Annotated in this window: 20 protein-coding genes; 10 read left to right on the forward strand and 10 right to left on the reverse strand. The window is 66.2% G+C overall.

Features of this window, described 5'->3' with window-relative positions; all coding sequences use genetic code 11:
• The first annotated feature begins 22 nt into the window (after positions 1-22).
• From acnA to RZA67_RS08855, 3 genes are all read left to right on the forward strand, one after another.
• Positions 23-2,776, forward strand: a complete 2,754-nt coding sequence (gene acnA, locus RZA67_RS08845; protein ID WP_317212359.1) for an aconitate hydratase AcnA — start codon at positions 23-25, stop codon at positions 2,774-2,776.
• 177 nt (positions 2,777-2,953) lie between these two features.
• Positions 2,954-3,328: a type II toxin-antitoxin system Phd/YefM family antitoxin gene (locus RZA67_RS08850; protein ID WP_317212360.1), complete on the forward strand. Its 375-nt coding sequence runs from the start codon at positions 2,954-2,956 to the stop codon at positions 3,326-3,328.
• Positions 3,328-3,963, forward strand: a complete 636-nt coding sequence (locus tag RZA67_RS08855) for an AAA family ATPase (protein WP_317212362.1) — start codon at positions 3,328-3,330, stop codon at positions 3,961-3,963. Before RZA67_RS08850 ends, RZA67_RS08855 begins: the two co-directional genes overlap by 1 nt.
• 39 nt (positions 3,964-4,002) lie before the next feature.
• Here the strand turns inward: RZA67_RS08855 and RZA67_RS08860 are convergent, their stop codons facing one another.
• Positions 4,003-5,556, reverse strand: a complete 1,554-nt coding sequence (locus RZA67_RS08860) for a BCCT family transporter (protein WP_317213969.1) — start codon at positions 5,554-5,556, stop codon at positions 4,003-4,005.
• A gap of 174 nt (positions 5,557-5,730) precedes the next feature.
• Here RZA67_RS08860 and betI point away from each other — a divergent pair, with 174 nt between their 5' ends.
• The 5 genes from betI to RZA67_RS08885 all read left to right on the forward strand — a co-directional run bounded on the left by betI (position 5,731) and on the right by RZA67_RS08885 (position 12,537).
• On the forward strand, positions 5,731-6,321 hold the full coding sequence (betI, locus tag RZA67_RS08865) for a transcriptional regulator BetI (RefSeq protein ID WP_317212363.1): 591 nt from the start codon (positions 5,731-5,733) through the stop codon (positions 6,319-6,321).
• 64 nt (positions 6,322-6,385) lie between these two features.
• Positions 6,386-7,858, forward strand: coding sequence for a betaine-aldehyde dehydrogenase (betB, locus tag RZA67_RS08870; protein WP_317212364.1), 1,473 nt, complete (start codon positions 6,386-6,388; stop codon positions 7,856-7,858).
• A gap of 70 nt (positions 7,859-7,928) precedes the next feature.
• Positions 7,929-9,608, forward strand: a complete 1,680-nt coding sequence (gene betA / locus RZA67_RS08875) for a choline dehydrogenase (protein WP_317212365.1) — start codon at positions 7,929-7,931, stop codon at positions 9,606-9,608.
• Between the two features lie 175 nt (positions 9,609-9,783).
• Positions 9,784-11,463 (forward strand): long-chain fatty acid--CoA ligase, encoded by a 1,680-nt coding sequence (locus RZA67_RS08880; protein ID WP_317212366.1) that lies wholly within the window; start codon positions 9,784-9,786, stop codon positions 11,461-11,463.
• Between the two features lie 204 nt (positions 11,464-11,667).
• The gene (locus tag RZA67_RS08885; RefSeq protein WP_317212367.1) at positions 11,668-12,537 is read left to right on the forward strand and encodes a crotonase/enoyl-CoA hydratase family protein; all 870 of its coding nucleotides are present in this window, start codon (positions 11,668-11,670) and stop codon (positions 12,535-12,537) included.
• A 95-nt stretch (positions 12,538-12,632) separates the two neighbouring features.
• On the opposite strand, the gene RZA67_RS08890 is transcribed toward RZA67_RS08885, so the two are convergent.
• The 5 genes from RZA67_RS08890 to RZA67_RS08910 form a co-directional block, all read right to left on the reverse strand.
• Positions 12,633-14,801, reverse strand: coding sequence for an ATP-binding protein (locus tag RZA67_RS08890; protein ID WP_317212368.1), 2,169 nt, complete (start codon positions 14,799-14,801; stop codon positions 12,633-12,635).
• Positions 14,798-15,937, reverse strand: a complete 1,140-nt coding sequence (locus RZA67_RS08895) for a two-component system response regulator (protein WP_317212369.1) — start codon at positions 15,935-15,937, stop codon at positions 14,798-14,800. The genes RZA67_RS08890 and RZA67_RS08895 overlap by 4 nt, the downstream gene beginning before the upstream one ends.
• Before the next feature lie 191 nt (positions 15,938-16,128).
• Positions 16,129-17,646 (reverse strand): lysine--tRNA ligase, encoded by a 1,518-nt coding sequence (gene lysS, locus RZA67_RS08900; protein ID WP_317212370.1) that lies wholly within the window; start codon positions 17,644-17,646, stop codon positions 16,129-16,131.
• A 122-nt stretch (positions 17,647-17,768) separates the two neighbouring features.
• Positions 17,769-18,894, reverse strand: a protein-coding gene (gene prfB, locus RZA67_RS08905; protein ID WP_317212371.1) for a peptide chain release factor 2 whose coding sequence is annotated in 2 segments (ribosomal slippage) — positions 17,769-18,818 and positions 18,820-18,894 — 1,125 coding nt in all. Because the reading frame shifts where the segments join, the coding sequence is not laid out codon by codon here.
• Positions 18,817-18,981, reverse strand: coding sequence for a hypothetical protein (locus tag RZA67_RS08910; RefSeq protein WP_317214061.1), 165 nt, complete (start codon positions 18,979-18,981; stop codon positions 18,817-18,819). The genes prfB and RZA67_RS08910 overlap by 78 nt, the downstream gene beginning before the upstream one ends.
• Positions 18,982-19,066: 85 nt before the next feature.
• Here RZA67_RS08910 and RZA67_RS08915 point away from each other — a divergent pair, with 85 nt between their 5' ends.
• Positions 19,067-19,807, forward strand: coding sequence for a M48 family metallopeptidase (locus RZA67_RS08915; RefSeq protein WP_317212373.1), 741 nt, complete (start codon positions 19,067-19,069; stop codon positions 19,805-19,807).
• A gap of 98 nt (positions 19,808-19,905) precedes the next feature.
• Here the strand turns inward: RZA67_RS08915 and RZA67_RS08920 are convergent, their stop codons facing one another.
• A complete protein-coding gene (locus RZA67_RS08920) occupies positions 19,906-20,766 on the reverse strand; it encodes a LytTR family DNA-binding domain-containing protein (RefSeq protein ID WP_317212374.1) in 861 nt (286 codons plus the stop codon).
• 176 nt (positions 20,767-20,942) lie between these two features.
• Between RZA67_RS08920 and RZA67_RS08925 the strand changes: the two genes are divergently transcribed.
• Positions 20,943-22,112 (forward strand): acyltransferase family protein, encoded by a 1,170-nt coding sequence (locus RZA67_RS08925; RefSeq protein ID WP_317212375.1) that lies wholly within the window; start codon positions 20,943-20,945, stop codon positions 22,110-22,112.
• Positions 22,113-22,145: 33 nt separating this feature from the next.
• Here RZA67_RS08925 and RZA67_RS08930 read toward each other — a convergent pair whose 3' ends face one another.
• From RZA67_RS08930 to RZA67_RS08940, 3 genes are read right to left on the reverse strand one after another with little or no spacing between them, the layout of a single operon-like run.
• Positions 22,146-22,334 (reverse strand): hypothetical protein, encoded by a 189-nt coding sequence (locus RZA67_RS08930; protein ID WP_317212377.1) that lies wholly within the window; start codon positions 22,332-22,334, stop codon positions 22,146-22,148.
• A 25-nt stretch (positions 22,335-22,359) separates the two neighbouring features.
• Entirely contained in the window at positions 22,360-24,123 is a 1,764-nt protein-coding gene (recJ, locus tag RZA67_RS08935; RefSeq protein ID WP_317212378.1) for a single-stranded-DNA-specific exonuclease RecJ, read from the reverse strand.
• 60 nt (positions 24,124-24,183) lie between these two features.
• The gene (locus RZA67_RS08940; protein WP_317212380.1) at positions 24,184-25,104 is read right to left on the reverse strand and encodes a phosphoglycerate mutase; all 921 of its coding nucleotides are present in this window, start codon (positions 25,102-25,104) and stop codon (positions 24,184-24,186) included.
• Between the last annotated feature and the right edge of the window lie 2 nt (positions 25,105-25,106).

Below are 25,106 nucleotides of genomic sequence, written 5' to 3' on the forward strand. Positions count from 1 at the left end.
TTCGCAAGAGGAGTCATCGGCAATGAGTGATTCGTTCTCCACCCGCAGCCAGCTGGACGTCGCCGGCACGCGCTACGAGTACTACAGCCTGCCCAAGCTGGGCCAGCGCTTCGACATTTCCCACCTGCCGTACTCCATGAAGATTCTGCTGGAGAATCTGCTGCGTCACGAAGATGGCGGGGCGACCGTGGGCGCCGATCACATCGAGGCAGTGGCGCGCTGGCAGCCTGCCGCCGAGCCGGAGACCGAGATCGCGTTCATGCCGGCGCGCGTGGTGCTGCAGGACTTCACCGGCGTGCCCTGCGTGGTGGACCTGGCCGCCATGCGCGACGCGGTGGTCAAACTCGGCGGTCGGCCTGAGCAGATCAATCCGCAGATCCCCTCCGAACTGGTCATCGACCACTCGGTGCAGGTCGACGTGTTCGGCAAACCCGATGCGCTGGATATCAACGGGCGGATCGAGTTCGAGCGGAACCAGGAGCGGTACGGCTTCCTGCGCTGGGGGCAGAAAGCCTTCAACAACTTCAAGGTAGTGCCACCGAACACCGGCATCGTGCACCAGGTGAATCTGGAGAATCTGGCCCGGGTGGTGATGACCGGCGAGCGCGACGGCCGCCTGCTTGCCTACCCGGATACCGTGTTCGGCACCGACAGCCATACGACCATGATCAACGGTATCGGCGTGCTGGGCTGGGGCGTAGGCGGCATCGAGGCGGAGGCTGCGATGCTGGGCCAGCCGTCGTCGATGCTGATTCCGCAGGTCGTCGGCTTCAAGCTCAGCGGTCGTCTGCCCGAGGGCGCCACAGCGACCGACCTGGTGCTCACCGTCACCCAGATGCTGCGCAAGCTCGGTGTGGTCGGCAAGTTTGTCGAGTTCTTCGGCGACGGCCTGCAGCACCTGCCGCTGGCCGACCGCGCCACCATCGGCAACATGGCACCCGAGTACGGCGCCACCTGTGGCATCTTCCCCATCGATGCCGAGTCACTGAACTACCTGCGCCTGTCTGGCCGCAGCGAGGATCAGATCGCGCTGGTGGAAGCCTATGCCAAGGCGCAGGGTCTGTGGCACGAACCGGGCAGCGCGCCGGCCCAGTACAGCGCCACCCTCGAACTGGACATGGCCACGGTCAAGCCTTCGCTGGCCGGCCCCAAGCGTCCGCAGGACCGTGTGCTGCTGGAGGACGTCAAGGCCAACTACCGCGAGGCGCTGGTCGGCCTGACCGCCAGCCGGGACCGCAAGGATACAGATGTGGCAACCTTCGTCGGCGAAGGCGGCGGCGCTGCGGTGGGCAACGAGCAGCTGGCCAAGGGCCAGGCCGACATCGAGATCGACGGGCACACGGTGCGGCTGAAGGACGGCGCCGTGGTCATCGCGGCCATTACGTCCTGCACCAACACCTCCAACCCTGCGGTGATGATCGGCGCGGGACTGTTGGCACGCAACGCAGCAGCCAGGGGGCTGAACCGCCAACCCTGGGTTAAAACATCGCTCGGGCCAGGCTCGCGGGTGGTCACCGACTATCTGGAAAAGGCCGGTGTGCTCAAGGAACTGGAGAAGATCGGTTTCTACGTGGTCGGCTACGGCTGCACCACCTGCATCGGCAATTCCGGCCCGCTGCCGGCCGAGGTCAGCGCCGGGATCACCGCTGGCGACCTGGCGGTGACCTCGGTGCTGTCGGGCAACCGCAACTTTGAAGGGCGTGTGCACCCGGAAGTGAAGATGAACTACCTGGCCAGCCCGCCGCTGGTGGTGGCCTACGCCATTGCCGGCACCACCGACATCGACCTGACCACCGAGCCGCTGGGTACCGGCAGCGACGGGCAGCCGGTCTACCTGCGCGACATCTGGCCGAGCAACAAGGAGATCGGTGACGTCATCGCCGCGACGATCGGGCCGGAAATGTTCAAGCAGAACTATGCCGACGTCTTCAAGGGCGACTCGCGCTGGAACACCATTGCCTCACCCGACGGCGAACTTTACGCGTGGAGCGATGCGTCCACCTACATCAAGAACCCGCCCTATTTCGACGGCATGACGATGCAGACCGGCCGCATCGAGGACGTACAAGGTGCGCGCGTGATGGGGCTGTTCGGCGACTCCATCACCACCGACCACATCTCACCAGCGGGCAACATCAAGAAGGACTCGCCGGCCGGTCGTTTCCTGCAGGAACGCGGCGTGCAGCCGCCGGACTTCAACAGCTACGGCAGCCGCCGCGGCAACGACGATGTCATGGTCCGCGGCACCTTCGCCAACATCCGCATCAAGAACCTGATGTTCGGCGGCGAGGAAGGCGGCAACACGCTGTATTACCCGCCTGCGGGCGGCGAGCCGGAGAAGCTGGCGATCTACGACGCGGCGATGAAATACAAGGCCGACGGCGTACCGCTGGTGGTACTGGCCGGCAAGGAGTACGGCACCGGTTCCTCACGTGACTGGGCCGCCAAGGGTACCTTGCTGCTCGGCGTCAAGGCGGTCATCGCCGAGAGTTTCGAGCGCATCCACCGCTCCAACCTGGTCGGCATGGGCGTGCTGCCGCTGCAGTTCCGCAACGGGGAGAGTGCCCGGTCGCTGGGGCTGGATGGCTCGGAGACCTTCGACATCACTGGATTGCAGGACGGCGCCAGCAAGCGCGCCACGGTGAGGGCCACCCGCGCAGACGGCAGCCAGACGACATTCGAGGTGTCGGTAATGCTGCTGACGCCGAAAGAGGTGGAATACTTCCGCCACGGCGGACTGCTGCAGTACGTGCTGCGCCAACTGGCATCACGCTGACGCTTCTGGGCCTGCTCCCGCTCCCCCGCAAGCGGCGGGGGCGGGCCCGTCAGCCGGTGCGGCGCGGGTGAAAGCGCACACACGGGTGCCTGGTCGGTGAATTATCAATAATTCCCAATTCAGATATTTATCCTGAAACGGGTGTAGGCTGGGACCATCTTCCGGCTGGAGTCGGCCATGTTGCACGCACCTGTACGCTTCGACCCGATCAACGAGCTCACCCGCACCACGGCGTCGTCGGTGAAGGAGCATTGGCGCAAGGTCATGCAGGAGGTCCGCGAGCAGCGGATGGTGGTGGTCACCAACCACAATGAGCCGCAGGCGGTCATCGTGTCGGCCGAGCAGTACCGCGCATTGCAGTCCAGGGTGGAGGCCCTGGAGCAGTCGCTGGACGCCCTGCGCGCCCAGGCGCCGCAACTGGCTGAACTGCGCGACAGCTTTGATCAGCGTCTGGCGGTACTGCAGCAGGCAGATGCTGGCCTGCGTGCACGCGACCTGCTGCGCCAGCCGGCCCGCCTCCATGGCGCGGTTAAGGCCGGCAGCGGCTACTGATGCCGCGCCCGTTCCTGTACGTGCTTGCCGGGGTAAATGGTGCCGGCAAGAGTTCGATTGGCGGACAACTTCTGCGCCAGGCCGGGCTGGACTGGTTCAACCCGGACACCTATGCGCGGCAGCTGGTCAGGCAACCAGGCCTGGCCCAGAGCGAGGCCAACAGCCAGGCATGGCAGGAGGGGATGCGCCGGCTGCACCACGCCCTGCACCACGGCCGGAACCACGCATTCGAGACCACCCTCGGAGGGCGCTCGATCAGCGCGGCCCTGCACGAGGCGTCGGCCACGCATGACGTGCTGGTGTGGTTCTGTGGGCTTGCCAGCCCGGAGCAGCACCTGGCCCGCGTGCAGGCCAGAGTCGAAGCAGGTGGCCATGCCATCAGCGAGGCCGACATACGCCGGCGCTACCCTGCGGCCCAGGCGAATCTGGTTGCCCTGATGCCAGTGCTCGCCCAGCTGCAGGTGTATGACAACAGTGCCGACGCAGCCCCGGGAGATGCGGTTCCGGACCCTGTACTCGTGCTGCAGATGGAGGCCGGCCGCCTCTGCTGGCCTGTAGCCGACGACCTTGCCCAGCTGCAGCGGACACCGCGCTGGGCTGCCCCGCTGCTGGAAGCTGCCCTGCGCCTGTCGTAGAGCGGGCCGCTGCCCCGCTGCCGCCCTGCACCACACCGCTTACCGCGGCGGCGCCTCCGGATCGGTCCGCAACGCGCGCACCAAGCCGACCATGTAGAACGCCAGCGTGAAGGAGAACGGCAACCCGCACAGCACCACCGCCGTCTGCATCGCGCTGAAATTGCCGGCCAGCAGCAGCCCGATGCTCACCACGGTGATCACCACCGCCCAGAACACCCGCAGCCAGACCGGCGCATCATGACCGTCCTCGACACCGCCATCGACCCGGCGCGTGCACAGGTTGGCGATCATCAAGGTGCCCGAATCCACCGGGGTCAGGAACAGTACAAAGCCGATCACCACGGCGGCACCGGCTACATAGGGCGCGCCCGGCAGATACTCCAGCAGCTTGAACAGCGTCATCGCCGCGTCCGTGCGCGCCACCTCGCCGAGCACCGCCTGACCGTGGTTGAGAACCAGATCGATCGCGGTGTTGCCAAAGATCGACAGCCACGCAAGCGTGAAGCCCAAGGGAATCAGCAGCACGCCCAGAATGACCTCACGGATGGTCCGCCCGCGCGAGATGCGCGCCACGAAGAGACCGACGAACGGGGCCCAGGCGATCCACCATGCCCAGTAGAACAGCGTCCAGCTGCCCAGCCATGCACGCCCGTCCGGCTGGTTGAGGTAGATGTCGAAACTCTTGCCGACAAAGGAAGCCAGATAATCACCGGTGTTCTGCACCAGCCCGTCCAGCAAATGCAGCGTCGGACCGCAGACCAGTACGAACAGCAGCAGCAGGCACAGCAGGCGCACGTTGAGGTTGGACAACCAGGCAATGCCCTTTTCCACACCGGCGACCACGCCGATGGTAGCCACCACCATCATCACCAACACGATCACCACCAGCACCTGCGGGGTGTTGGGCACGTGGAACAGATAAACCAGCCCTGACTGCACCACCAGCGCGCCGATGCCGAGGTTGGTCACCATCGAGATCATCGTGGCGAGGATGCCAAAACCGTCAACCATGTCGCCGATGGTCCCGTGAATGCGTTCGCCGAACACGGGGTACAACGCCGAGCGCAAGGCCAGGGGCAGGTTTCGCCGGTAGGCGAAGTAACCCAGCGCCACCCCAACCAGCGCATACAGCGCCCAGCCATGCAGGCCCCAGTGCAGGAAGGTCAGCATCATCGCCTCGCGCGCGGCCGACACCGTGCCGCCGGGCTGGTCGGGCGGCAGCAGGAAGTGATCGAGCGGCTCGTAGGCACCGTAATAGAGCAGCGCGATGCCGATACCGGCCGAGAACAGCATCGAAACCCACGGCACATAGCCAAAGGCCGGTGATTCCTCGTTGTGGCCCAGGCGGATACGCCCGTGGCGCGAGAAGGCCAGCCACGCCACGAAGCACAGGCAGGCCACCATCAACACCATGTACCACCAGCCAAACGCAGCGGAGACCTGCGCCTGTGCGACCTGCAGCCAGTGTTCGCTGGCCTGGGGATTGAGGACGGTCAGCAGGCCCAGCACGCCGATGGACACAGCGGAACTGAGGAAAACAAAGCCGTTCAGGCGCAACGGCGAAGAGGGCGAGGGAGGAGAGGTCGAGGACATCAGGGGCGTCTCGAGGAGATCCAGGGGCATGGGAGGCCGGCCGGATCCGGGAGCCGGCCACCCAACGCTGGGGCGCGCACGGGTATCCTGATCTTTATTGATTGAACGTTCAATCAATAAAAAGCATAATGCGACCCTGACTCGGTTCAGCCGGGCCCCCGATGAGGATGCACAATGCCAAAAAAAGGCGTAGAGCCGGTCCGGCGCGAGCAGTTGATCCGGGCGACCTTCCAGACCATCGACGAGATCGGCCTGGCCGACGCCACGGTCGCCACCATCGCGCGCAAGGCAGGCCTGTCCACCGGCATCGTCGCGCATTACTTCGGCGACAAGGATGGGCTGCTCAATGCAGCCATGCGCCAGATCCTGCGTGAGCTGAAGGCCGCTGTGGCCCAGTACCGCCAGCATGCCGGCGACACCCCGCAGCAGCAGCTGCGCGCGATCATCGACGGCAATTTCGATGAAAGCCAGACCAACGGCACCGCCATGCGGGTCTGGCTGACCTTCTGGGCCGCCAGCATGCATCAGCCCGAACTGGCTCGACTGCAGCGCGCCAACGACCAGCGCCTGTATTCGAATCTATGCCACCAGTTCCGCCGCGTGCTGGCCGACGGTCCGGCCCGTCACGCCGCCCGTGGTCTGGCCGCGTTGATTGACGGCCTGTGGCTGCGCGGCAGTCTGGTCGGCGGGCAGTTCAACGCCGACAAGGCGCGCCAGATCGCCTATGCGTATGTCGACTCGCTCTTGCACGACAACGCGCTATAAGCGCTGTGCAACCGATCCCTCTCCCCTCCCCTTCGCCCCTTCCCCCTTCCAACAGGAGCACGTCATGACCTCACTGCCTGTGCAGCAGCTCTACATCCACGGCCGCCGGGTCGATGCCACCAGCGGCCGGACCTTCGACACCGTTAACCCGGCGACGGGCGAAGTAATCGCCCAGGTCCAGGTGGCCAGCCAGGCCGACGTTGAAAGTGCGGTGGACAGTGCCAGCAAGGGCCAGCAGGTCTGGGCGGCGATGACCGCCATGGAGCGCTCGCGCATCCTCCGCCGCGCCGTGGACATCCTGCGTGAGCGCAACGATGCTCTGGCCCAGCTGGAAACCCTGGACACCGGCAAGGCCCTGAGCGAAACCACCACGGTGGACATCGTCACCGGCGCCGACGTGCTGGAGTACTACGCCGGCCTGGCCACCGCGATCGAAGGCAACCAGGTGCCCTTGCGCGAGTCCAGCTTCTTCTACACCCGCCGCGAGCCGCTGGGCGTGGTCGCCGGTATCGGCGCCTGGAACTACCCGATCCAGATCGCGCTGTGGAAGTCCGCCCCCGCGCTCGCCGCAGGCAACGCCATGGTGTTCAAGCCCTCGGAAGTGACGCCGCTGACCGCGATCAAGCTGGCCGAGATCTATACCGAAGCCGGCGTGCCCGATGGTGTGTTCAACGTCGTGCAGGGCCCGGGCCGTGAGGTTGGCCAGTGGCTGACCGAACACCCGGTGATCGAGAAGATCTCCTTCACCGGCGGCGTGGAAACCGGCAAGAAGGTCATGGCCTCGGCCGCTTCCTCGTCGCTGAAGGAAGTGACGATGGAACTGGGCGGCAAGTCGCCGCTGATCGTGTGCGACGACGCCGATCTGCAGCGCGCCGCCGATATCGCGGTGATGGCCAACTTCTTCAGTTCCGGGCAGGTCTGCACCAACGGCACGCGCGTGTTCGTGCCGCGCAGGCTGCTGTCCGCATTCGAAGCGGCGGTGGTCGAGCGCGTCAAGCGCATCCGTATCGGCGACCCGCAGGACGCGCAGACCAATTTTGGTCCGCTGACCAGCTTTGGCCACATGGACAACGTGCTGCGCTACATCGAAAGCGGCAAGGCCGAGGGTGCACGTCTGCTGGTGGGCGGTGAGCGCGCCAGCGACGGCGCGCTGGCCAAGGGCGCCTACGTGCTGCCGACGGTCTTCAGCGACTGCCGTGACGATATGACCATCGTGCGCGAGGAGATCTTCGGGCCGGTGATGAGCATCCTGGCCTACGACGATGAGGACGAAGCGGTTCGCCGCGCCAACGACACCCACTTCGGTCTGGCCGCCGGTGTGGTCAGCTCGGACATCAACCGGGCACACCGCATCATCCACCGCCTGCAGGCGGGCATCTGCTGGATCAACACCTGGGGTGAATCGCCCGCTGAGATGCCGGTGGGCGGCTACAAGCAGTCCGGCGTGGGCCGTGAAAACGGCATCTCCACCCTCGCCCATTACACCCGCATCAAGTCGGTCCAGGTCGAACTGGGCGACTACGCCAGCGTGTTCTGAGCGCCTTCCTGCCCCCCCCTTCCATGACAGCCGGCGCCGCCCAAGGCGCGCCGGCGCGGAGAACACCACGATGAGCACCATCGACGAATACGACTACATCATCATCGGTGCCGGCTCGGCCGGCAACGTACTGGCCACCCGGCTGACCGAAGACAGCGACGTGCGCGTGCTGCTGCTGGAAGCCGGTGGCCCCGATTACCGCCTGGATTTCCGTACCCAGATGCCGGCCGCTCTGGCCTACCCGCTGCAGGGCAAGCGTTACAACTGGGCCTACAAGACCGATCCCGAGCCGCATATGAACAACCGTCGCATGGACTGCGGCCGTGGCAAAGGACTGGGCGGCTCATCGCTGATCAACGGCATGTGCTATATCCGCGGCAACGCGATGGACTACGACAACTGGGCCAGCATGCCCGGCCTGGAAGACTGGACCTACGCCGACTGCCTGCCCTATTTCCGCAAGGCCGAGACGCGCGACATCGGGCCCAACGATTACCACGGCGGTGACGGCCCGCTGCGGGTGACCACGCCGAAGGCAGGCAACAATGAACTGTTTGCCGCGATGGTCGAGGCCGGGGTGCAGGCCGGCTATCCGCGCACCGATGACCTCAACGGCTACCAGCAGGAGGGCTTCGGTCCGATGGACCGTACCGTGACCCCGCGTGGCCGCCGTTCCAGCACGGCGCGCGGCTATCTGGACCTGGCCAGGCCGCGTCCCAACCTGACCATCGTCACCCATGCGCTGACCGACCGCATCCTGTTCGACGGCCGCCGCGCCGTCGGCGTGGCCTGGCTGCACCACAACCAGTCGCAGCAGGCGCGCGCGCGCCGCGAAGTGCTGCTGTGCAGCGGCGCGATCGCCTCGCCGCAGGTGCTGCAGCGCTCCGGCGTTGGCCCTGCCGACCTGCTGCGTGGGCTGGACATCGAGGTAGTGCACGATCTGCCGGGCGTGGGGGCCAACCTGCAGGATCACCTGGAGATGTACCTGCAGTACGAGTGCAAGAAGCCGGTGTCACTGGCTCCGGCGCTGAAGCTCTACAACCAGCCTGCCATCGGCGCGGAGTGGCTGTTTGCCGGCACCGGCATCGGCGCCAGCAACCAGTTCGAGGCCGGCGGCTTCATCCGCAGCGAGGACGAGTTCGACTGGCCGAATCTGCAGTATCACTTCCTGCCGGTGGCGATCAACTACAACGGCTCGAACCCGATCAAGGAACACAGCTTCCAGATGCACGTCGGTTCGATGCGCTCGCCCAGCCGTGGCCGCGTCCATCTGCGCTCGAAGGACCCACGCGTGCACCCGAGCATCCTGTTCAATTACATGTCCCACGACCAGGACTGGCGTGAGTTCCGCGCCGCGATCCGGATCACCCGTGAGATCTTCGCCCAGCCGGCGCTGGCCCCCTACAGCGGGCGCGAGATCTCCCCGGGCAAGGACCTGCAGACCGACGCGCAGATCGACGCCTTCGTGCGCGAGCATGCCGAGACCGCCTACCATCCGTCCTGCACCAACAAGATGGGCAGCGCCGCTGATCCGATGGCGGTGGTCGATCACCACGGCCGCGTACACGGGCTCGAAGGCCTGCGGGTCATCGATGCCTCGATCATGCCGCAGGTGGTCACCGGCAACCTCAACGCGCCGACCATCATGATCGCCGAGAAGCTGGCCGATGTGATTCGCGGCCGTGCTCCGCTGCCGCGCAGCACCGCGCCGTACTTCAAGGCCAACGGCGCACCGCCGCGCCGCGCCTGACGGCCACAGGTGCCGGGCGTGCCCGGCACCTTTCTGCAGCTCCGGCGTTGATGGGCCCGGCCGGCCAAGGGCGGGCCCTTCGCGTTTTCCATCCGTACCGGTATGCTTCGATGGCGGGAACCGCGCGACAATCGCGCCCCCGCACCCAACATCACCGTTTCCTGGAGGGGGAAATATGAGCCTGGAACAACCCTGGCTGCAGAGCTATCCGAACGGCGTACCCGCGCAGATCGATGTCGACGAGTTCCATTCGGTATCTGCAGTCTTCGATGCTTCCGTGGCCAATTTCCGTGACCGGCCAGCCTACTCCAGCTTCGGCAAGGAGCTCACCTACGGGCAGACCGATGCGCTGGTCGAGCAGTTCGCTGCGTACCTTCTGGGCGAGCTGCAGCTGAAGAAAGGCGACCGCGTCGCCCTGATGATGCCCAACTGCCTGCAGTACCCGGTAGCTACCTTCGGCGTGCTGCGCGCCGGCCTGACCGTGGTCAACGTCAACCCGCTGTACACCGCGCGCGAACTCAAGCACCAGCTGGTCGACGCTGGCGTATCGGTGCTGGTAGTGGTGGACAACTTCGGCGACACCGTGCAGCAGGTCATCGCCGATACGTCGGTCAAGCACGTGGTCACCACCGGCCTGGGCGACATGCTCGGCGCCAAGGGCGTGGTGATCAACTTCGTGCTCAAGTACATCAAGAAGATGGTGCCCAACTACCATCTCAAGGGTGCCATCCGTTTCCGCCAGGCGCTGAAGCTTGGCAGCGCGCATACCCTGCCCAAGGTGGAAGTCGACCACGACGACATCGCTTTCCTGCAGTACACCGGTGGCACCACCGGCGTGGCCAAGGGCGCGATGCTCACCCACCGCAACCTGATCGCCAACATGCAGCAGGCCTCGGCGTGGATCAGCGCCTCGGGCATCCAACCGGGCAAGGAGGTGATCATCACCGCCCTGCCGCTGTACCACATCTTCGCGTTGACGGCCAACGGGCTGGTCTTCATGAAATTCGGCGGCTGTAATTATCTGATCACCAATCCGCGCGACATGAAGGGTTTCGTCAAGGAGCTCGGCGCGACCCGCTTCACTGCCATCACCGGCGTCAATACGCTGTTCAACGGCCTGCTCAATACCCCTGGCTTCGACCAGCTCGATTTCTCCGCGCTGAAAGTCACCCTGGGCGGCGGCATGGCCGTGCAGCGTTCGGTGGCCGAGCGCTGGAAGAAGGTGACCGGCGTGACCCTGGTGGAGGCCTACGGCCTGACCGAGACCTCGCCGGCGGCCTGCATCAACCCGCTCACGCTGGAGGAGTACAACGGTTCCATCGGCCTGCCCATCCCCTCCACCGACGCCTGCATCAAGGATGACAACGGCAAGGAGATGCCACAGGGCGAAGTCGGCGAGCTGTGCATCCGCGGGCCGCAGGTGATGAAGGGCTACTGGCAGCGCCAGGACGAGACCGCCAAGGCGATCGACAGTGATGGCTGGCTGCATACCGGCGACATGGCGCGCATGGATGAGAAGGGCTACTTCTACATCGTCGACCGCAAGAAGGACATGATCCTGGTGTCCGGCTTCAACGTTTATCCAAACGAAGTCGAAGACGTGATCGCGATGATGCCCGGCGTGCTCGAGGTGGCTGCGGTCGGCGTGCCCGACGAGCGCTCAGGCGAAGTGGTCAAGGTGGTCATCGTCAAGAAGGATCCGAACCTGACCGCAGAACAGGTCAAGGAGCATGCGCGCGCCAACCTTACCGGTTACAAGCACCCGCGCATCGTCGAGTTCCGCAAGGAACTGCCCAAGACCAACGTGGGCAAGATCCTGCGTCGCGAGCTGCGCGACGCGCCGCCGCAGGGCTGAGCAGTGCCCTGCCGCACGCTGCATCAGGAGCCGGCCGAAAGGCCGGCTCTTTCCGTTCTGACTTTCCGATAGAGCGTAAGGCTCTGTTGTGCAGGTCGATTTCATCGGTGCAGGTGAACGGCGGTGTAGCATCGCGGCGTGTGGACCCGTCCGGCCCGCCGACCACCGACTCTCTCGCGGGCCAGCCCAGCTGAGGAACCTGCCATGAGCACTATTGAAAAGCTGCCCGTCACCCGTCCGTTCACCACCATCCGTACTGAGGACAGCACGGACGGCGCAGCACACTGGCTGTACATGCACGCCGATGCGGCCACGGGTATCCGCCCGTGCTGCCGCAAGGACATGCTCGATGAGATGTGGAGCTACATGAGCGCCATCACCCGTGGCCCATCCACCCATCATGACGGTCGCCTGCGCCACTTCGTGCTGGCCTCCGACGCCGCTGCCTACAACCTCGGCGGCGATCTGGATCTGTTCACCCGGCTGATCCGCGAAGGCAACCGGGATCGTCTGCTGGCCTACGCGCAGCGCTGTGTTGAAGGCGTGCATCATCTCCACACCGGCTTCGGCGGCGACGTACGCTCGATCGCGCTGATCCAGGGCGACGCGCTGGGCGGTGGGCTGGAGATGGCCTTGGCCTGCCACACCATCGTGGCCGAGGAGGATGCCGGGATGGGGCTGCCCGAGGTGCTGTTCGGCCTGTTCCCCGGCATGGGCGCGTACTCGTTCCTGTGCCGCCGCGTGGCCCCGCAGGTGGCCGAGAAGATCATCCTGGACGGTCAGGTGTACTCCGCACAGGAAATGCACGCGCTGGGCGTGGTCGATGTGCTGGTGAAGAAGGGCGAAGGCCGCAAGGCGGTCGAGGACCTGATCCGCCAGCACCAGCGCATTCCGCATTCCTACCTGGCGATGAACGCTGCGCGCAATCTGGCGCAGGCGGTGAGCTACGACGAACTTCTGGAAATCACCAAGCTGTGGGTCGACTCGGCGCTTGCGCTGGGTGACCGGTCGCTGCGGACCATGGATCGCCTGATCAAGGCGCAGACCCGCCGCGCGGGCCTGGATGCTGCCTGAGCGGACCTCCCCCCACGGAGACCAAGCCCGGAGTATCTCCGGGCTCTTCCGCGGGGCAGCTGACGACCGTAGGTCGTCACGCTTCTGCCCTCGCCCTACACATCGTCCATCTGGCTGCGCGCCTTGCGCTGGGCGCGCGCATCGAGCGCCTGGCGACCTTCCTTCAGCGTGTCGGCCAGCACCGACATCCGCTGTCGCCACTCGGCCTTGAGCTGCCAGTCGGCCATGCGCATCAGCTCACCGGCGCGGTTGGCAACGCGTTCCAGGCCAAGGTTGCTGGCCACGCCCTTGATGGCGTGGGCATGGTCGCGGACCTTGTCCCACTGCGCGCTCTCTCCGGCGCTGCCAGCCTCGCGCAGACAGGTCGCGGCATCGTCCAGGCACTGCCGGATGAACTCACGCTCAAAGCCCTCCCCCATGCCCAGCGACGCCAGTTCGTCCAGCACCCTTGAATCGAGCACGCCATCCAGACGTGTGGCGGTTCTGGGCGTGGGTGCCACCGCCTTCAGGTCGCGGTTGCCGGCGACCTCGGCCAGCGTATCGAGCAGACGGACAGCCACCACGGGCTTGGCCATGAACGCGTAAGCGCCGGCCTGTGTGCAGCGTTGGATGGCCTCGGGTGTGACGTCGGCACTGAGGACCAGCACCGGCGTACGCGGGCCGCCACCGGCCTGCATCACCCGCAGCTGCTTGAGCATGTCGAGCCCGCTCATGCCCGGCATGTGCAGATCCACGATGGCTGCGTCAAAGTCGGTCTCGGCCAAGGCATCAAGCACCGCTTCGCCGCCGTCCACGCACATCGCGCGATGACCGGCCTTCTGCAGCAGCCGCTGCAGCACCATGCGGTTGGCTTCGTGATCGTCGGCCACCAGGATATTGAGGCTGCGCACGCGGGCGCGATGACGCAGGAACGGGTCGGCAAAGGCAATCACATTGCCTGTCTCCGCGCTGGCGGTCTCTCCTGCCAGCGCCGGAACCGGCGTGACCAGTACCGGACGCGGCGGCAGGAACGGCAGCTCGACCCAGAACCGGCTGCCCTGCGGCGGGTTGTCCTCGTGCCCGATGACCCCACCCATCGCCTCGACCAGGCCCTTGGCAATCGTGGTGCCCAGACCAGTTCCCTCATGGCGCCGGGCCATGCTGACATCGGCCTGTTCAAAGGCTTCGAACAACCGTCCGCGCATGGTCTGCGGCACGCCGATACCGGTGTCGATGATGTCAAACCGCAACCGCACCGCGCCGGAGACATCGGCCTGGACCACGCCCACGCGCACCTCGACGCTGCCGTTGTCGGTGAATTTCACCGCGTTGCCGGCCAGATTGAGCAGAATCTGCCGCAGGTGCCCGACATCACCGCGCAGGCGCGGCGGCACTTCCGGCGCCACATGGACGCGGTAGTCCAGCCGCTTGGCCTTGGCCTGCGGCAGTAGGATCAGGCCGATGGCCTGCATCACGTCGACCAGGGCGAAGTCCTCGGCCGCCACCCGCAGCTTGCCCGCTTCGATGGCCGAGATGTCCAGCACCTCCTCCACCAGCGCCAGCAGGCTGCGCGAAGACGCCTGGATCGTGTTGAGGCATTCGCGCTGCTCGTCGTCCAGGCGCGTGGTGGCCAGCACCTCGGTCATCCCGGCCAGACCATTGAGAGGGGTGCGGAACTCATGGCTCATGTTGGCCAGGAAACGGCTCTTGGCTTCGCTGGCACGCCGCGCCTCGTCCATCGCGGCGGTCAGCTGCCGCAGCAGGGTCGAGAAATACAGCGGCACGGCGGCCAGACCCAGCCAGAGCCCCAGGGCGAGGTTGCCGTTGATCTGCCAGTACGGGGTGTACATCACCGTGCAGCCGAAGCTGACCATGGCCATCGCCACGGCCAGGTACAGATAGTTGTTGCCAAACCGCAGGCCGTTGCCCACGGTCACCCACATCACCACGATGTAGACCCAGGCCAGCGGCTCTCCCATCTGGATCATGCCTGCGGCGATCAGGCCGTAGTCGGCCAGCATGCCCAAAATCCGGCGCGGGTCCGAACGCTGCGGCAGCAGCAGCAGCCACACGAAGGCCAGCAGCGAGAGCCCCAGCCCGGTGAGCACGATCGCCAGCACGCCGTTGTACTGGTGGTAGGGCAGCTCGTCGCGCACCCCCGGCAGCAGCACATAGGCCAGGATCAGGCTGATCAGCACGATGCGCACGATCTGCTGGCCATGCTCGCTGTCCGGGCGATGACCCAGACGGCGGCGCAGCGCACCGGTCAGCGCGGCGGTGTTCATTGCCCGGGGCGCGCCGACGCTGTCGAGTGCTCCGCGCAGATCTGCTCGAGCTGCGAACGGCCACGCAGCAGCGCATCGACCACCCGCGGGTCGAACAAGCGGTTGCGCTGGGCGTAGAGATAAGCAAGCGAGGCATCCACGGTCCACGCTTCCTTGTAGGGCCGCGGCGAAATGAGCGCATCGAACACATCGGCCACCGCGACTATCCGCGCTTCGAGCGGGATCGCATCGCCGACCAGCCCATCCGGGTAGCCGCTACCGTCGTAGCGCTCATGGTGGCGCAACGCGATCAGCGCACCAATCTGGATGAAGCGGTTCTGGCTTCCGCTGAGCAGCTCGTGGCCGATCCGTGGATGACGGCGCATGATCGCCTGCTCCTCTTCACTGAGCTTGCCCTGCTTGAGCAGCACCGCATCGGGAATGGCGATCTTGCCCATGTCGTGCAGCGGCGCGGCGGCTTCGATCAGGCGCGCTTCCTCTTCCGGCAGGCCCAGCTGCTCGGCGATGAGGCCGGCCACGCGGGCCATGCGCTCGAGGTAGGCACTGGTGCCGGCGTCACGGAACTCGATGGCCCGCGCCAGCCGTGACAGCGTCTCGCGTTCGCGCTCCTCCACCTCATGCATGCTGGCCAGCAGCCGCTGCTCCAGCGAAAGTGCGCGTTGTTTCACCGTTTCCGACTGCTGCCGCAGCTGCAGCAGGTTGTAGCAGCGGGCGCGCAGCTCGCGTGGGCGGATCGGCTTGACCAGAAAATCGATGACGCCCGCTTCCAGTGCTGCCTGGCGGATCGGCTCATCGCCCACCACCGTCACCAGGATGACCGGGATGTCGCGGTGCTTGGGCAGCCGGCGGAAGCGGCGGGCAAACTCCAGCCCATCCATTTCCGGCATGCGGTAGTCCAGGAGCAGCAGGTCCACGGCGTTGGCCTCGCACCAGGCCAGCGCGGCCAGCGGGTCGCCGTAGTCATGCACACTCAGTTCCGGCGCGATGTCCTCGATGACATGGCGCAGCATGGTCCTCGCAGAGGTCTGGTCATCGACGATGACAATATTCAACGCTGCTTCCGCTTGCTTGTTCGTCCACCCCGGAATCAGGGCAGGCGAGGATAACCCGCCCCCCTGCATGCTCGCACCCTGCATCAGCCCGCCTCCCGCTATCAGCGTCACGGATCATGATCGGCATCACAATTTGGCCTGTCGATCGCTGTGCTGCTTCCTGCCCGCCCCTTCGGGAACGGGCCATAAACGCTGTCAAAGCAGCATGGATAACCATACTCCAGCGCCATCGGGAGTCAACGGTACGACCATGACGGGAGCGCCCCGTTACCCTGTTACTGCTGGGGACGCATGTACGGGAACAGCAACACGTCGCGGATCGAACTGCTGCCGGTGAGCAGCATGACCAGGCGGTCAATGCCGATGCCAAGGCCTCCGGTCGGCGCCATTCCGTACTCCAGCGCACGGATGTAATCGGCGTCAAAGTGCATCGCCTCATCATCGCCGCCTTCCTTGGCCGTCACCTGGGCCTGGAACCGCTGGGCCTGGTCTTCCGGGTCGTTCAACTCAGAGAATCCGTTGGCCAGTTCCTTGCCGTTGATGAACAGCTCGAAACGATCGGTGTAGCCCGGCTCGTTGTCGCTGGCCCGGGCCAGCGGCGAGACCTCGACCGGATGGTCGGTGATGAACGTCGGCTGCACCAGTGTGTGCTCGACCGTGGCTTCGAAGATCTCCAGCAGCAGCTTGCCCCAGCCGTAGGACGGCTTGACGCGGATCTTCAGGCGCTCGCAATGGCGCAGCAGTGCCTCGCGGTCAGTGCAGTCGGCCACCGAGATGTCCGGATTGTGGTGTCGCACCGCCTCGTCCATGCGCCAGCGGCGGAACGGTGCGCCCAGGTCGATGGTGGCGCCATCCCACTCCACCGTCGTGGTACCCAGCACGGTGCTGGCCACGTGGCGGATCACCTCTTCGGTCAGATCCATCACTTCGGTGTACGTGGCATAGGCCTCGTACAACTCCATCATGGTGAACTCCGGGTTGTGCCGTGTGCTGACGCCTTCGTTGCGGAAATTGCGGTTGATCTCGTAGACGCGCTCCAGCCCGCCCACTACCAGACGCTTGAGGTACAGCTCCGGCGCCACGCGCAGGTACAGGTCCAGATCCAGCGCGTTGTGGTGGGTAGTGAACGGCTTGGCCGTGGCACCGCCGGGGATGTAATGCATCATCGGCGTCTCCACTTCCAGGAAGTCACGATTGTCCAGCCAGGCGCGCATGGCGCGGATGATGCGCGAGCGCTTGATGAAGACATCGCGCGATTCCGGGGTCACGATCAGGTCGACATAGCGCTGGCGGTAGCGCTGCTCCACATCGGCCAGGCCGTGCCATTTGTCCGGCAGCGGGCGCAGCGACTTGGTCAGCAGCCGGATCGAAGTGGCCTTGATCGACAGCTCGCCGGTCCGGGTGCGGGTCAGCCCGCCTTCAACACCGATGATGTCGCCCACATCCCAGCCCTTGAAGGCGGTATAGGCATCACCCAGCGTGTTGCCCTGCAGGAACAGCTGCACGCGGCCGGACTCGTCCTGGATCTGCGCGAAGCTGGCCTTGCCCATCACCCGCTTGGCCATGAGCCGCCCGGCCAGCTTGACCTGACGATCTCCGGCTTCCAGCGCTTCGGCGGTCCACGCCTCGGTATCGGCATACTCCGCCTGCAGCGCACCGGCATAGTCGGCGCGGCGGAAATCATTCGGGTAGGCGATTCCCTGCTGGCGCAGCGCGGTCAGTTTCGCGCGACGCTCGGCGATGAGGCTGTTCTCGTCGACGGGGGGCTGCGGCGCGGCGGTCTGCTCGTTCATGGCGTGGTCGGTCTGTTCTTTGAAAGGGGGCGTGGTGCAGGAAACGGCCCGCCGAGCATACGACGGGCCGGGAGTGGCCGCGAACGGCCACCGGGCGGGTCATCGGCCGATGACCCGCAGGCTCAGGCGTCGCTGCGTTTGGAACCAGCAGCCAGGCCGGCCTTGAGGCTGGCCTCGACGAACTCGTCCAGGTCGCCGTCGAGCACCTTCTGGGTGTCCGAGCGCTCGATACCGGTGCGCAGGTCCTTGATCCGGCTCTGGTCGAGCACGTAGTTGCGGATCTGGCTGCCCCAGCCGATGTCGGACTTGGTGGCTTCCAGCGCGTCCTTCTCGGCGTTGCGCTTCTGGATCTCCAGCTCGTACAGCTTGGCGGCCAGCATCTTCATCGCGTTGTCGCGGTTCTGGTGCTGGCTGCGGCCGGTCTGGCAGGCCACAACCGTGTTCGTCGGAATATGCGTGATGCGCACCGCCGACTCGGTCTTGTTGACGTGCTGACCACCGGCACCGGAAGAACGGTACACGTCGGTACGCAGATCGGCCGGGTTGATGTCGATCTCGATGTTGTCGTCCACTTCCGGCGACACGAACACCGAGGTGAAACTGGTATGCCGGCGGTTGTCCGAGTCGAACGGCGACTTGCGCACCAGACGGTGCACGCCGATCTCGGTCTTCAGCCAGCCATAGGCATAGTCACCTTCCACCCGTACCGTAGCGGACTTGATGCCGGCCACGTCGCCGCCGGAAACTTCCATGAGCTCGGTTTTCCAACCACGCGACTCGCACCAGCGCAGGTACATGCGCAGCAGGATTTCCGCCCAGTCCTGGGCCTCGGTGCCACCGGCGCCGGCCTGGATATCGACGAAGGCGTTGGCCGTATCCAGTTCGCCGGAGAACATCCGCTGGAACTCCAGCTTCTCCACCTGCGACTGGTAGCTGTCCAGGTCGGCCACCACCGCCTGCGCGGTCTCTTCGTCCTGCTCGGACTCAGCCAGTTCCAGCAGTTCGGTTGCATCGCCCAGCCCCTCCAGCACCGAGGCGATGCCGCCCACGGTCTTGTCCAGGCTGGCGCGCTCACGACCCAGGTTCTGCGCGTATTCGGGGTTGTTCCAGACGTCGGGGCTCTCCAGCTCCCGCGTTACTTCTTCAAGACGCTCTTTCTTGGCGTCGTAGTCAAAGATACCCCCTGAGCGACACCACACGATCGGTCAGATCGGTGATGCGCTGGCGGACAGGATTCAGTTCCATCATGTCGGCATTGATGCAGTGCGAGATTGACCGCAGATGATAGCGCAGCGGCCGCCACGGGGCGAGGCGCGCCGCACGCTCCCCCTTCACGTCGGTTCCGGCTAGACTTCCGCCCCGCCGCTGCGGACACAGGGGGACGCCGGCGGTCATCCCTCACCCAAGGAGCACCACTTCAATGACGATTCTGCGTACCGCCCTGTGCCTGTCGGCGTGCCTGCTGGCCGCCAATGCCTCGGCCATCGACCTCAAGGGTCTGACCAGCACCGGCCTCAAGGCCGGCAAGGCGCTGACCCTGTCCGACGCCGAGATCGCCGCAGCCGCCAGCCAGGGTTGCGCCTACATGGACAGCAAGGAACAGGTTGTTCCCGCCAACGACCCCTACGCCCAGCGTCTGGCCCGCATCACCCAGGGCCTGGCCAACGAAGACGGCATGGCGCTGGACTTCAAGGCCTACCGCACCGACGAGGTCAACGCCTGGGCCATGGCCAATGGCTGCGTCCGCGTCTACACCGGCCTGATGGACATGGCCACCGATGACGAGATCCGCGGCGTGATCGGGCATGAGATCGGCCACGTCAAGCTGGGCCACAGCAAGACCAAGATGCGCACCGCCCTGCTGGCCTCGGCCGGCCGTGACGGCCTGGCGGCCGCAGGCAACGACAACCTGGCCCAGCTGAGCCAGAGCCAGCTCGGCGAACTGGCCGAAGGTTTCATCAACGCGCAGTTCTCGCAGAAGGAAGAGAGCGCGGCCGACGAATACGGCTACGGCTTCATGAAGCGCCACAACTACGACCCGAAGGCGCTGGCCAGCATGTTCCGCAAGCTGTCCAGCGAAGGTGGGCTGATGTCCTCGCACCCGGGCTCGGAAGCCCGTGCCGCGCGCATCGACAGCATGATCCAGCGCGACGCCCGCTGATCCCTGTAGCCGGGCTCTGCCCGGCTGCTCTTCGCACAGATCGCAACAACCCCACCGCGCTGCGCGCGGCGAGCCGACCATCGGGTCGGCTCTACCGCTCAGGTTGCCGACAACGCCTGCCGCAGCAGCGGCAACTGCCGGCGGCTGCATGGGACCTTCGCACCGTCGGCCATATGCAGGACCGCCTCGCCGCCGTCCAGCGGTTCGATGGAGCGCAGCTGCGCCCGGCTCACCAGCCAGCTGCGGTGTGGCCGCAGGAACTGCTCCCGGTCCAGCCGCTGTTCCAGCACAGCCATGGTGATGCGCAACGGGTAATCGTGCCCGCGCACGCGAAGATTCACGTAGTTGCCACTGGCCTGCGCATACTCGATATCAGCCGTGGCCACCAGGAACTCCTTGCCCAGCTTGCGCACCAGAAAATGCGCCGGCTGTTCCACCGGTTCCACCGCCGGCCCCTCGTCCGGTTCTGCCAGCAGGCGCGCCTCACCCTGCTGCCGCCGCCCATACCAGCTTGCCAGGTGCTCCAGCACCACAAACAGCGCAAAGGTCTGCACGTCTTTCAGGTACTCATAAGCAAAGCGCTGGACCAGGCCGGCATCGTCGTGGAAATCATGTCCCAGCCCGGCATAGGCCAGGTGCCGCAGCAGCAGCATGCCCACCACATGCAGCATCGACCAGACCACACTGGCCAGCACGTAAAACGGCAGCACGCGCTTCCAGGTATCAGCATGCAGCGGCCAGCGCCGGCATCCCCACCACAGCAGGGGCAGGATCAGCAGCAGCGCGCCGACGCTGCTGAACTCCCAGATCAACGGCTCCCAGAACGCGATGCCGGAGCCGCGCCGATGCGCATCCATCAGCGCGACCAGTGCGTTGATCGTGGCGGTCAGCGACAGGATGGCGGTCCAGACCAGCAGGTGGGTGCCATCGCGCCAGCGCGGCGGACGGGAATCGGGCATTGCAGCTTCCAGGGTATGGGGGCCGTCCAGACTGGCCGACCCACCGCAGAATAGCGCTACCACTGGCCCCTGCACGCCCGCCATTGGTCACTGCGACCACGCCGGCCGGCCCTTTCCGCTGGCGTTCGATCGAAGGCAGACCGCACCGTGGTGGTTCCTCCCCGCTGGATGCGCCCATGCAACGCCGCCACGACCTGGACGCCCTGCGCGTACTGGCCTTCGCTCTGCTGATCCTCTACCACCTGGCGATGGCCTACGTGGACGATTGGGGTTTCCACCTCAAGAGCGTACACACCGCCGAATGGCTGCAGTGGCCGATGCTCTTCCTGAACAAATGGCGCATGTCGCTGTTGTTTCTCATTTCCGGCATCGCCATCGCGCTGATGCGACCGGAAGCCCTGCTGCTGCGCTTTGCTGCCCTGCGCACCTGGCGTCTGTTGCTGCCGCTGGTATTTGCCATGTTCGTGGTGGTGCCGATCCAGCCCTACTGCGAAGGCGTGACCAACGGTTACGTAACACCCGGCTTTGGCCACTTCCTGCTGCGCTACTGGCAGGTGCGCCCCTGGCCGGAGGGCAGCTTTGCCGGCGCCCCCTACGGCATCACCTGGAACCACCTGTGGTACCTGGCCTACATCTGGGTCTACACGCTGATACTGACGCTGCTGATGCCCCTGCTCGCGCGACCAGGTCTGCGTCGGGCCGTGGCCGGATTCAGTGCGCGGCCGTGGCTGCTGCTGGGCATGCCGACGCTGCTCCTCCTGGTCTGGATCTGCTGGCTCGATCCTCGCTTTCCTTCCACCAACACGCTGGTGGGCGACTGGTACCAGCATGCCAAGTACGGAACGGTGTTCGTGCTGGGCTATCTGCTTGGGCGTGACACGCATTTCTGGCAGCAGGTGCTGGCCCTGCGCCGGATGACGCTGTACTGGGCACTCGGGGCGATCGGCTGGTACATGACGCTGCGTATCCTGGGCCGGGTGCTGCCGCCCGATGCCTACCTGCGTACGCTGCCCGAGGGTTTCTGGGATTTCCAGTCGCGACTGAGCCAGAGCCTCTACCTGTGGGCCGCTCTGCTGACCCTGCTGGGCTGGGCACAGGTGGCGTTGAACCGGCCGTTCCGCTGGCTGCCCTACTGCACCGAGGCGGTCTACCCGTGGTACATCCTGCACCAGAGCCTGCTCATCGCCCTGCTGTTCTGGCTCAAGCCGCTGCAACTCGGTCCGTGGGTGGAGCCGGCGCTGGTGCTGCTGGGGACGGTGGCCGGCTGCCTGGTGATCCACGAACTGCTGATCCGCCGCGTGCGCTGGCTGCGCCCCCTGTTCGGGCTGCGCATGCGCCGGCCGTAGAGCCGGCCCCATCTTCGGCCGATATTCGGACAGTCATGGCGAACCACCGCGCTGCGCGCGCGAGCCGACCATCGGGTCGGCTCCACCGACGAACCCGGCATCGCGTGCCCGCGCGAAGCGCTCGTGTAGCGCCGACCCCACGGTCGGCTGCTCTTCATACAGATCGCGGTGACCCTTGCGCTGCGCGCTCGCCGGGCAGAGCCCGGCGCTACGACAGCGCACGGCGCTACGGGCCGAAGCGCGACGATCAGGCCGGCAGGCAATGCTCGACGATGAGCTGGATGGCCTGCCCGCCACGGTAGTCGTCGCAGGCCAGGCGATAGGCCAGATGCACATGACGCGGCGGGGCGTTGCCGTGCCAGCCGCCGAAGTGGATGGCGCTGAGTGTGCCCGCCAGCCCGGGATGGCGCAGCTCCAGCTTGAGATGCCGTTCCTTCAACACGCGCCAGTTGCTCACCTCGAAATGACCGTCAAACAGGGGCTCGGGGAAGCCCTGCCCCCAGGGACCAGCCAGTCGCAACGCGTCGGCGTGGCGATGGTCGAACTCATCAACGCCCAGCTCGCCATCACTGATCACCTGCTGCTGCAGCGCGGCCGGATCGAGCAGCATCTGTACCGCTTCGACGAACGCCGCTTCGAATGCGGCCAGTGAGTCCAATGGCAGACTGAGGCCAGCCGCCATCGCATGGCCGCCAAACCGCTCGATCAACCCCGGATGCCGCGCATCAACCAATGCCAGGGCGTCACGGATATGCAGCCCGGCAATCGAGCGCGCCGAGCCGCGCAGCGACACGCCGCCGGGTTCGGATGGCGCAAACGCGACAACCGGTCGATGCAGCCGATCCTTCATTTTCGAGGCGACCAACCCGACCACCCCCGGATGCCACTGCGCGTCAAACAGGCAGGCCGCCACCGGTCGCGCCCCCTCGCCGCCGAGCACGACCCTGGCCACCGCCTGTTCGGCGTCATCGGTCATCGATTGCTGCACCGCGCGGCGCTCGGCGTTGATCTGCTCCAGCGTCTGCGCGATCTCTCTGGCCTGACGCGGCTCGTCGGTCAGCAGCAACGCGATGCCCAGCGCCATGTCTTCCAGCCGCCCGGCAGCGTTGAGGCGCGGCCCGAGGGCAAAGCCGATGTCGGTGGAGGTCAGTCGCCGGGCATCACGCCCGCTGGCCTCGATCAGTGCGTTGAGCCCCACACAGCCCTGCCCCGCGCGCAGCCTGCGCAAGCCGGCGGTGACCAGAGCGCGGTTGTTGGCGTCCAGCCCAACAAGATCGGCCACGGTCCCGACAGCAACCAGGTCCAGCAGCACGGTAAGATCCGGCCCCTTGCCGTCAGCAAACGCGCCGGCCTCGCGCAGGTGGCGGCGCAGCGCCATCAGCACGTAAAAGATCACGCCAACGCCGGCCAGAGACTTGCTGGGAAACGCGTCGCCTTCCAGGTTGGGGTCGACGATGGCATCGGCCGGCGGCAACTGCGGCCCGGGAAGATGGTGATCGGTCACCAGCACCTGCCAGCCGGCCGCCTTGGCTGCCGCCACACCGGCATGGCACGCAATGCCGTGATCGACGGTCACCAGCAGATGGGGCTGCAGCGGAGCGAGTTCGGCCACCAGCGAGGGCGACAGGCCGTAGCCGTGGACCATGCGGTTGGGCACCGCGTGCACCACGTCGGTCGCGCCCAGCATGCGCAGACCGCGCACGCCCACCGCACAGGCAGTCGCGCCATCGCAGTCGAAGTCGCCCACGACCAGGATGCGCTTGTTGCCGGCAATGGCAGCAGCCAGCAACTCCACCGCGGTCTGCATGCCGCCCATCAGGTCGGGCGCATGCAGGTTGCCCAACCGCGGCAGCGCGAGCGATGGCGTGTCGGCGCCGCGCGCGGCGTACAGCCGCGCCAGCAATGGCAGGGTGTCAGCAGGCCAGTCGCGCCAGGCGACCGGGTCACGGCGACGGATCAGCAAGGTGTCGGTGCCAGTCCCGGGCAGGACAGCAGCGGCGGCAGGAGACATCGGCAACGCCGGTTCAAGAACAAGCAGCCATGATAACGCCCCACACGACGGCGCCGTGGATCAAGTGTCGTGCAATTGCCGCGGCTTCTTCCAGAACTGCCAGCGCTGCGCAGCGGCAATCACAAAATGCGCGCCGTCCTCGAAATCCAGCACCAGCTGGTCAAGTTCAGCGCGGCGCACCGCCTGCAGCAGCGGCGCAATGGCCTCGTCCCCCAGCTGCTGCATCGAGCGCAACTGGCGCAGGTCAACCAGCGCATCGACCGTCTGCTCGCCGTCGACCTGCACACCGGCGGCCAGGGCCAGAGCGCGCAGCAGCGCGTCGCGGCTGCGGATCTGCGCGTGCGATGTGCGCACCGCGTCGGGCAGGACGCCGCCGCCCCAGAACCACAGCGTATTGATTGCCGTCCGCCCCTGCGCGGCGCGCTCGGCGTTCCACGGATGGGTATGCAGCACCACCTGGGTCTCGCTCAGCAAGGCGCGCCAGCGACGTCCGGGCTCGCCCGCCGGGAGGTGGTCGAACAGGTCATCGCCGAGCACCGCCTCCGGTGCAACGAACACCGGCAGCGGCAGGGCCTCAGGGACGCGCAGGTACCAGCGCGTGGGCGTGGGTGCGTCGAACTGCAGGCCGTGTTCGGCGAACACCGGTTGCAGCGCAGGCAGCAGGGCCTGCGCGTCCGTCTCGTCCAGCCCCAGCGTCTCGCCAAAACCCATCAGCCGCGCGCCGTGCATGTCCGGCACCACCCGTGCCGGGTCGGCACGCAGCCAGAGGTCACGGCCGGCATCGCCGACATCCATCTGCCGGGTCAACGCCGCTACCGGCCAGACATCGCCTGCCAGCTGGAAATGCCGCTTCAGCTGCGCATGCTCGCCCTCGGCGTGCATGCTGAAGCGCGCACGACCGAGCGCGCGCGCCACCGGCTCGGACAACGCAGCCGCGCCGAGGCGGCTGCGGGCAGGCAACAGCAGGGTTGCCGTGGCCATCG

The sequence above is a fragment of the Stenotrophomonas sp. C3(2023) genome (assembly GCF_032911385.1).
GTDB lineage: Bacteria > Pseudomonadota > Gammaproteobacteria > Xanthomonadales > Xanthomonadaceae > Stenotrophomonas.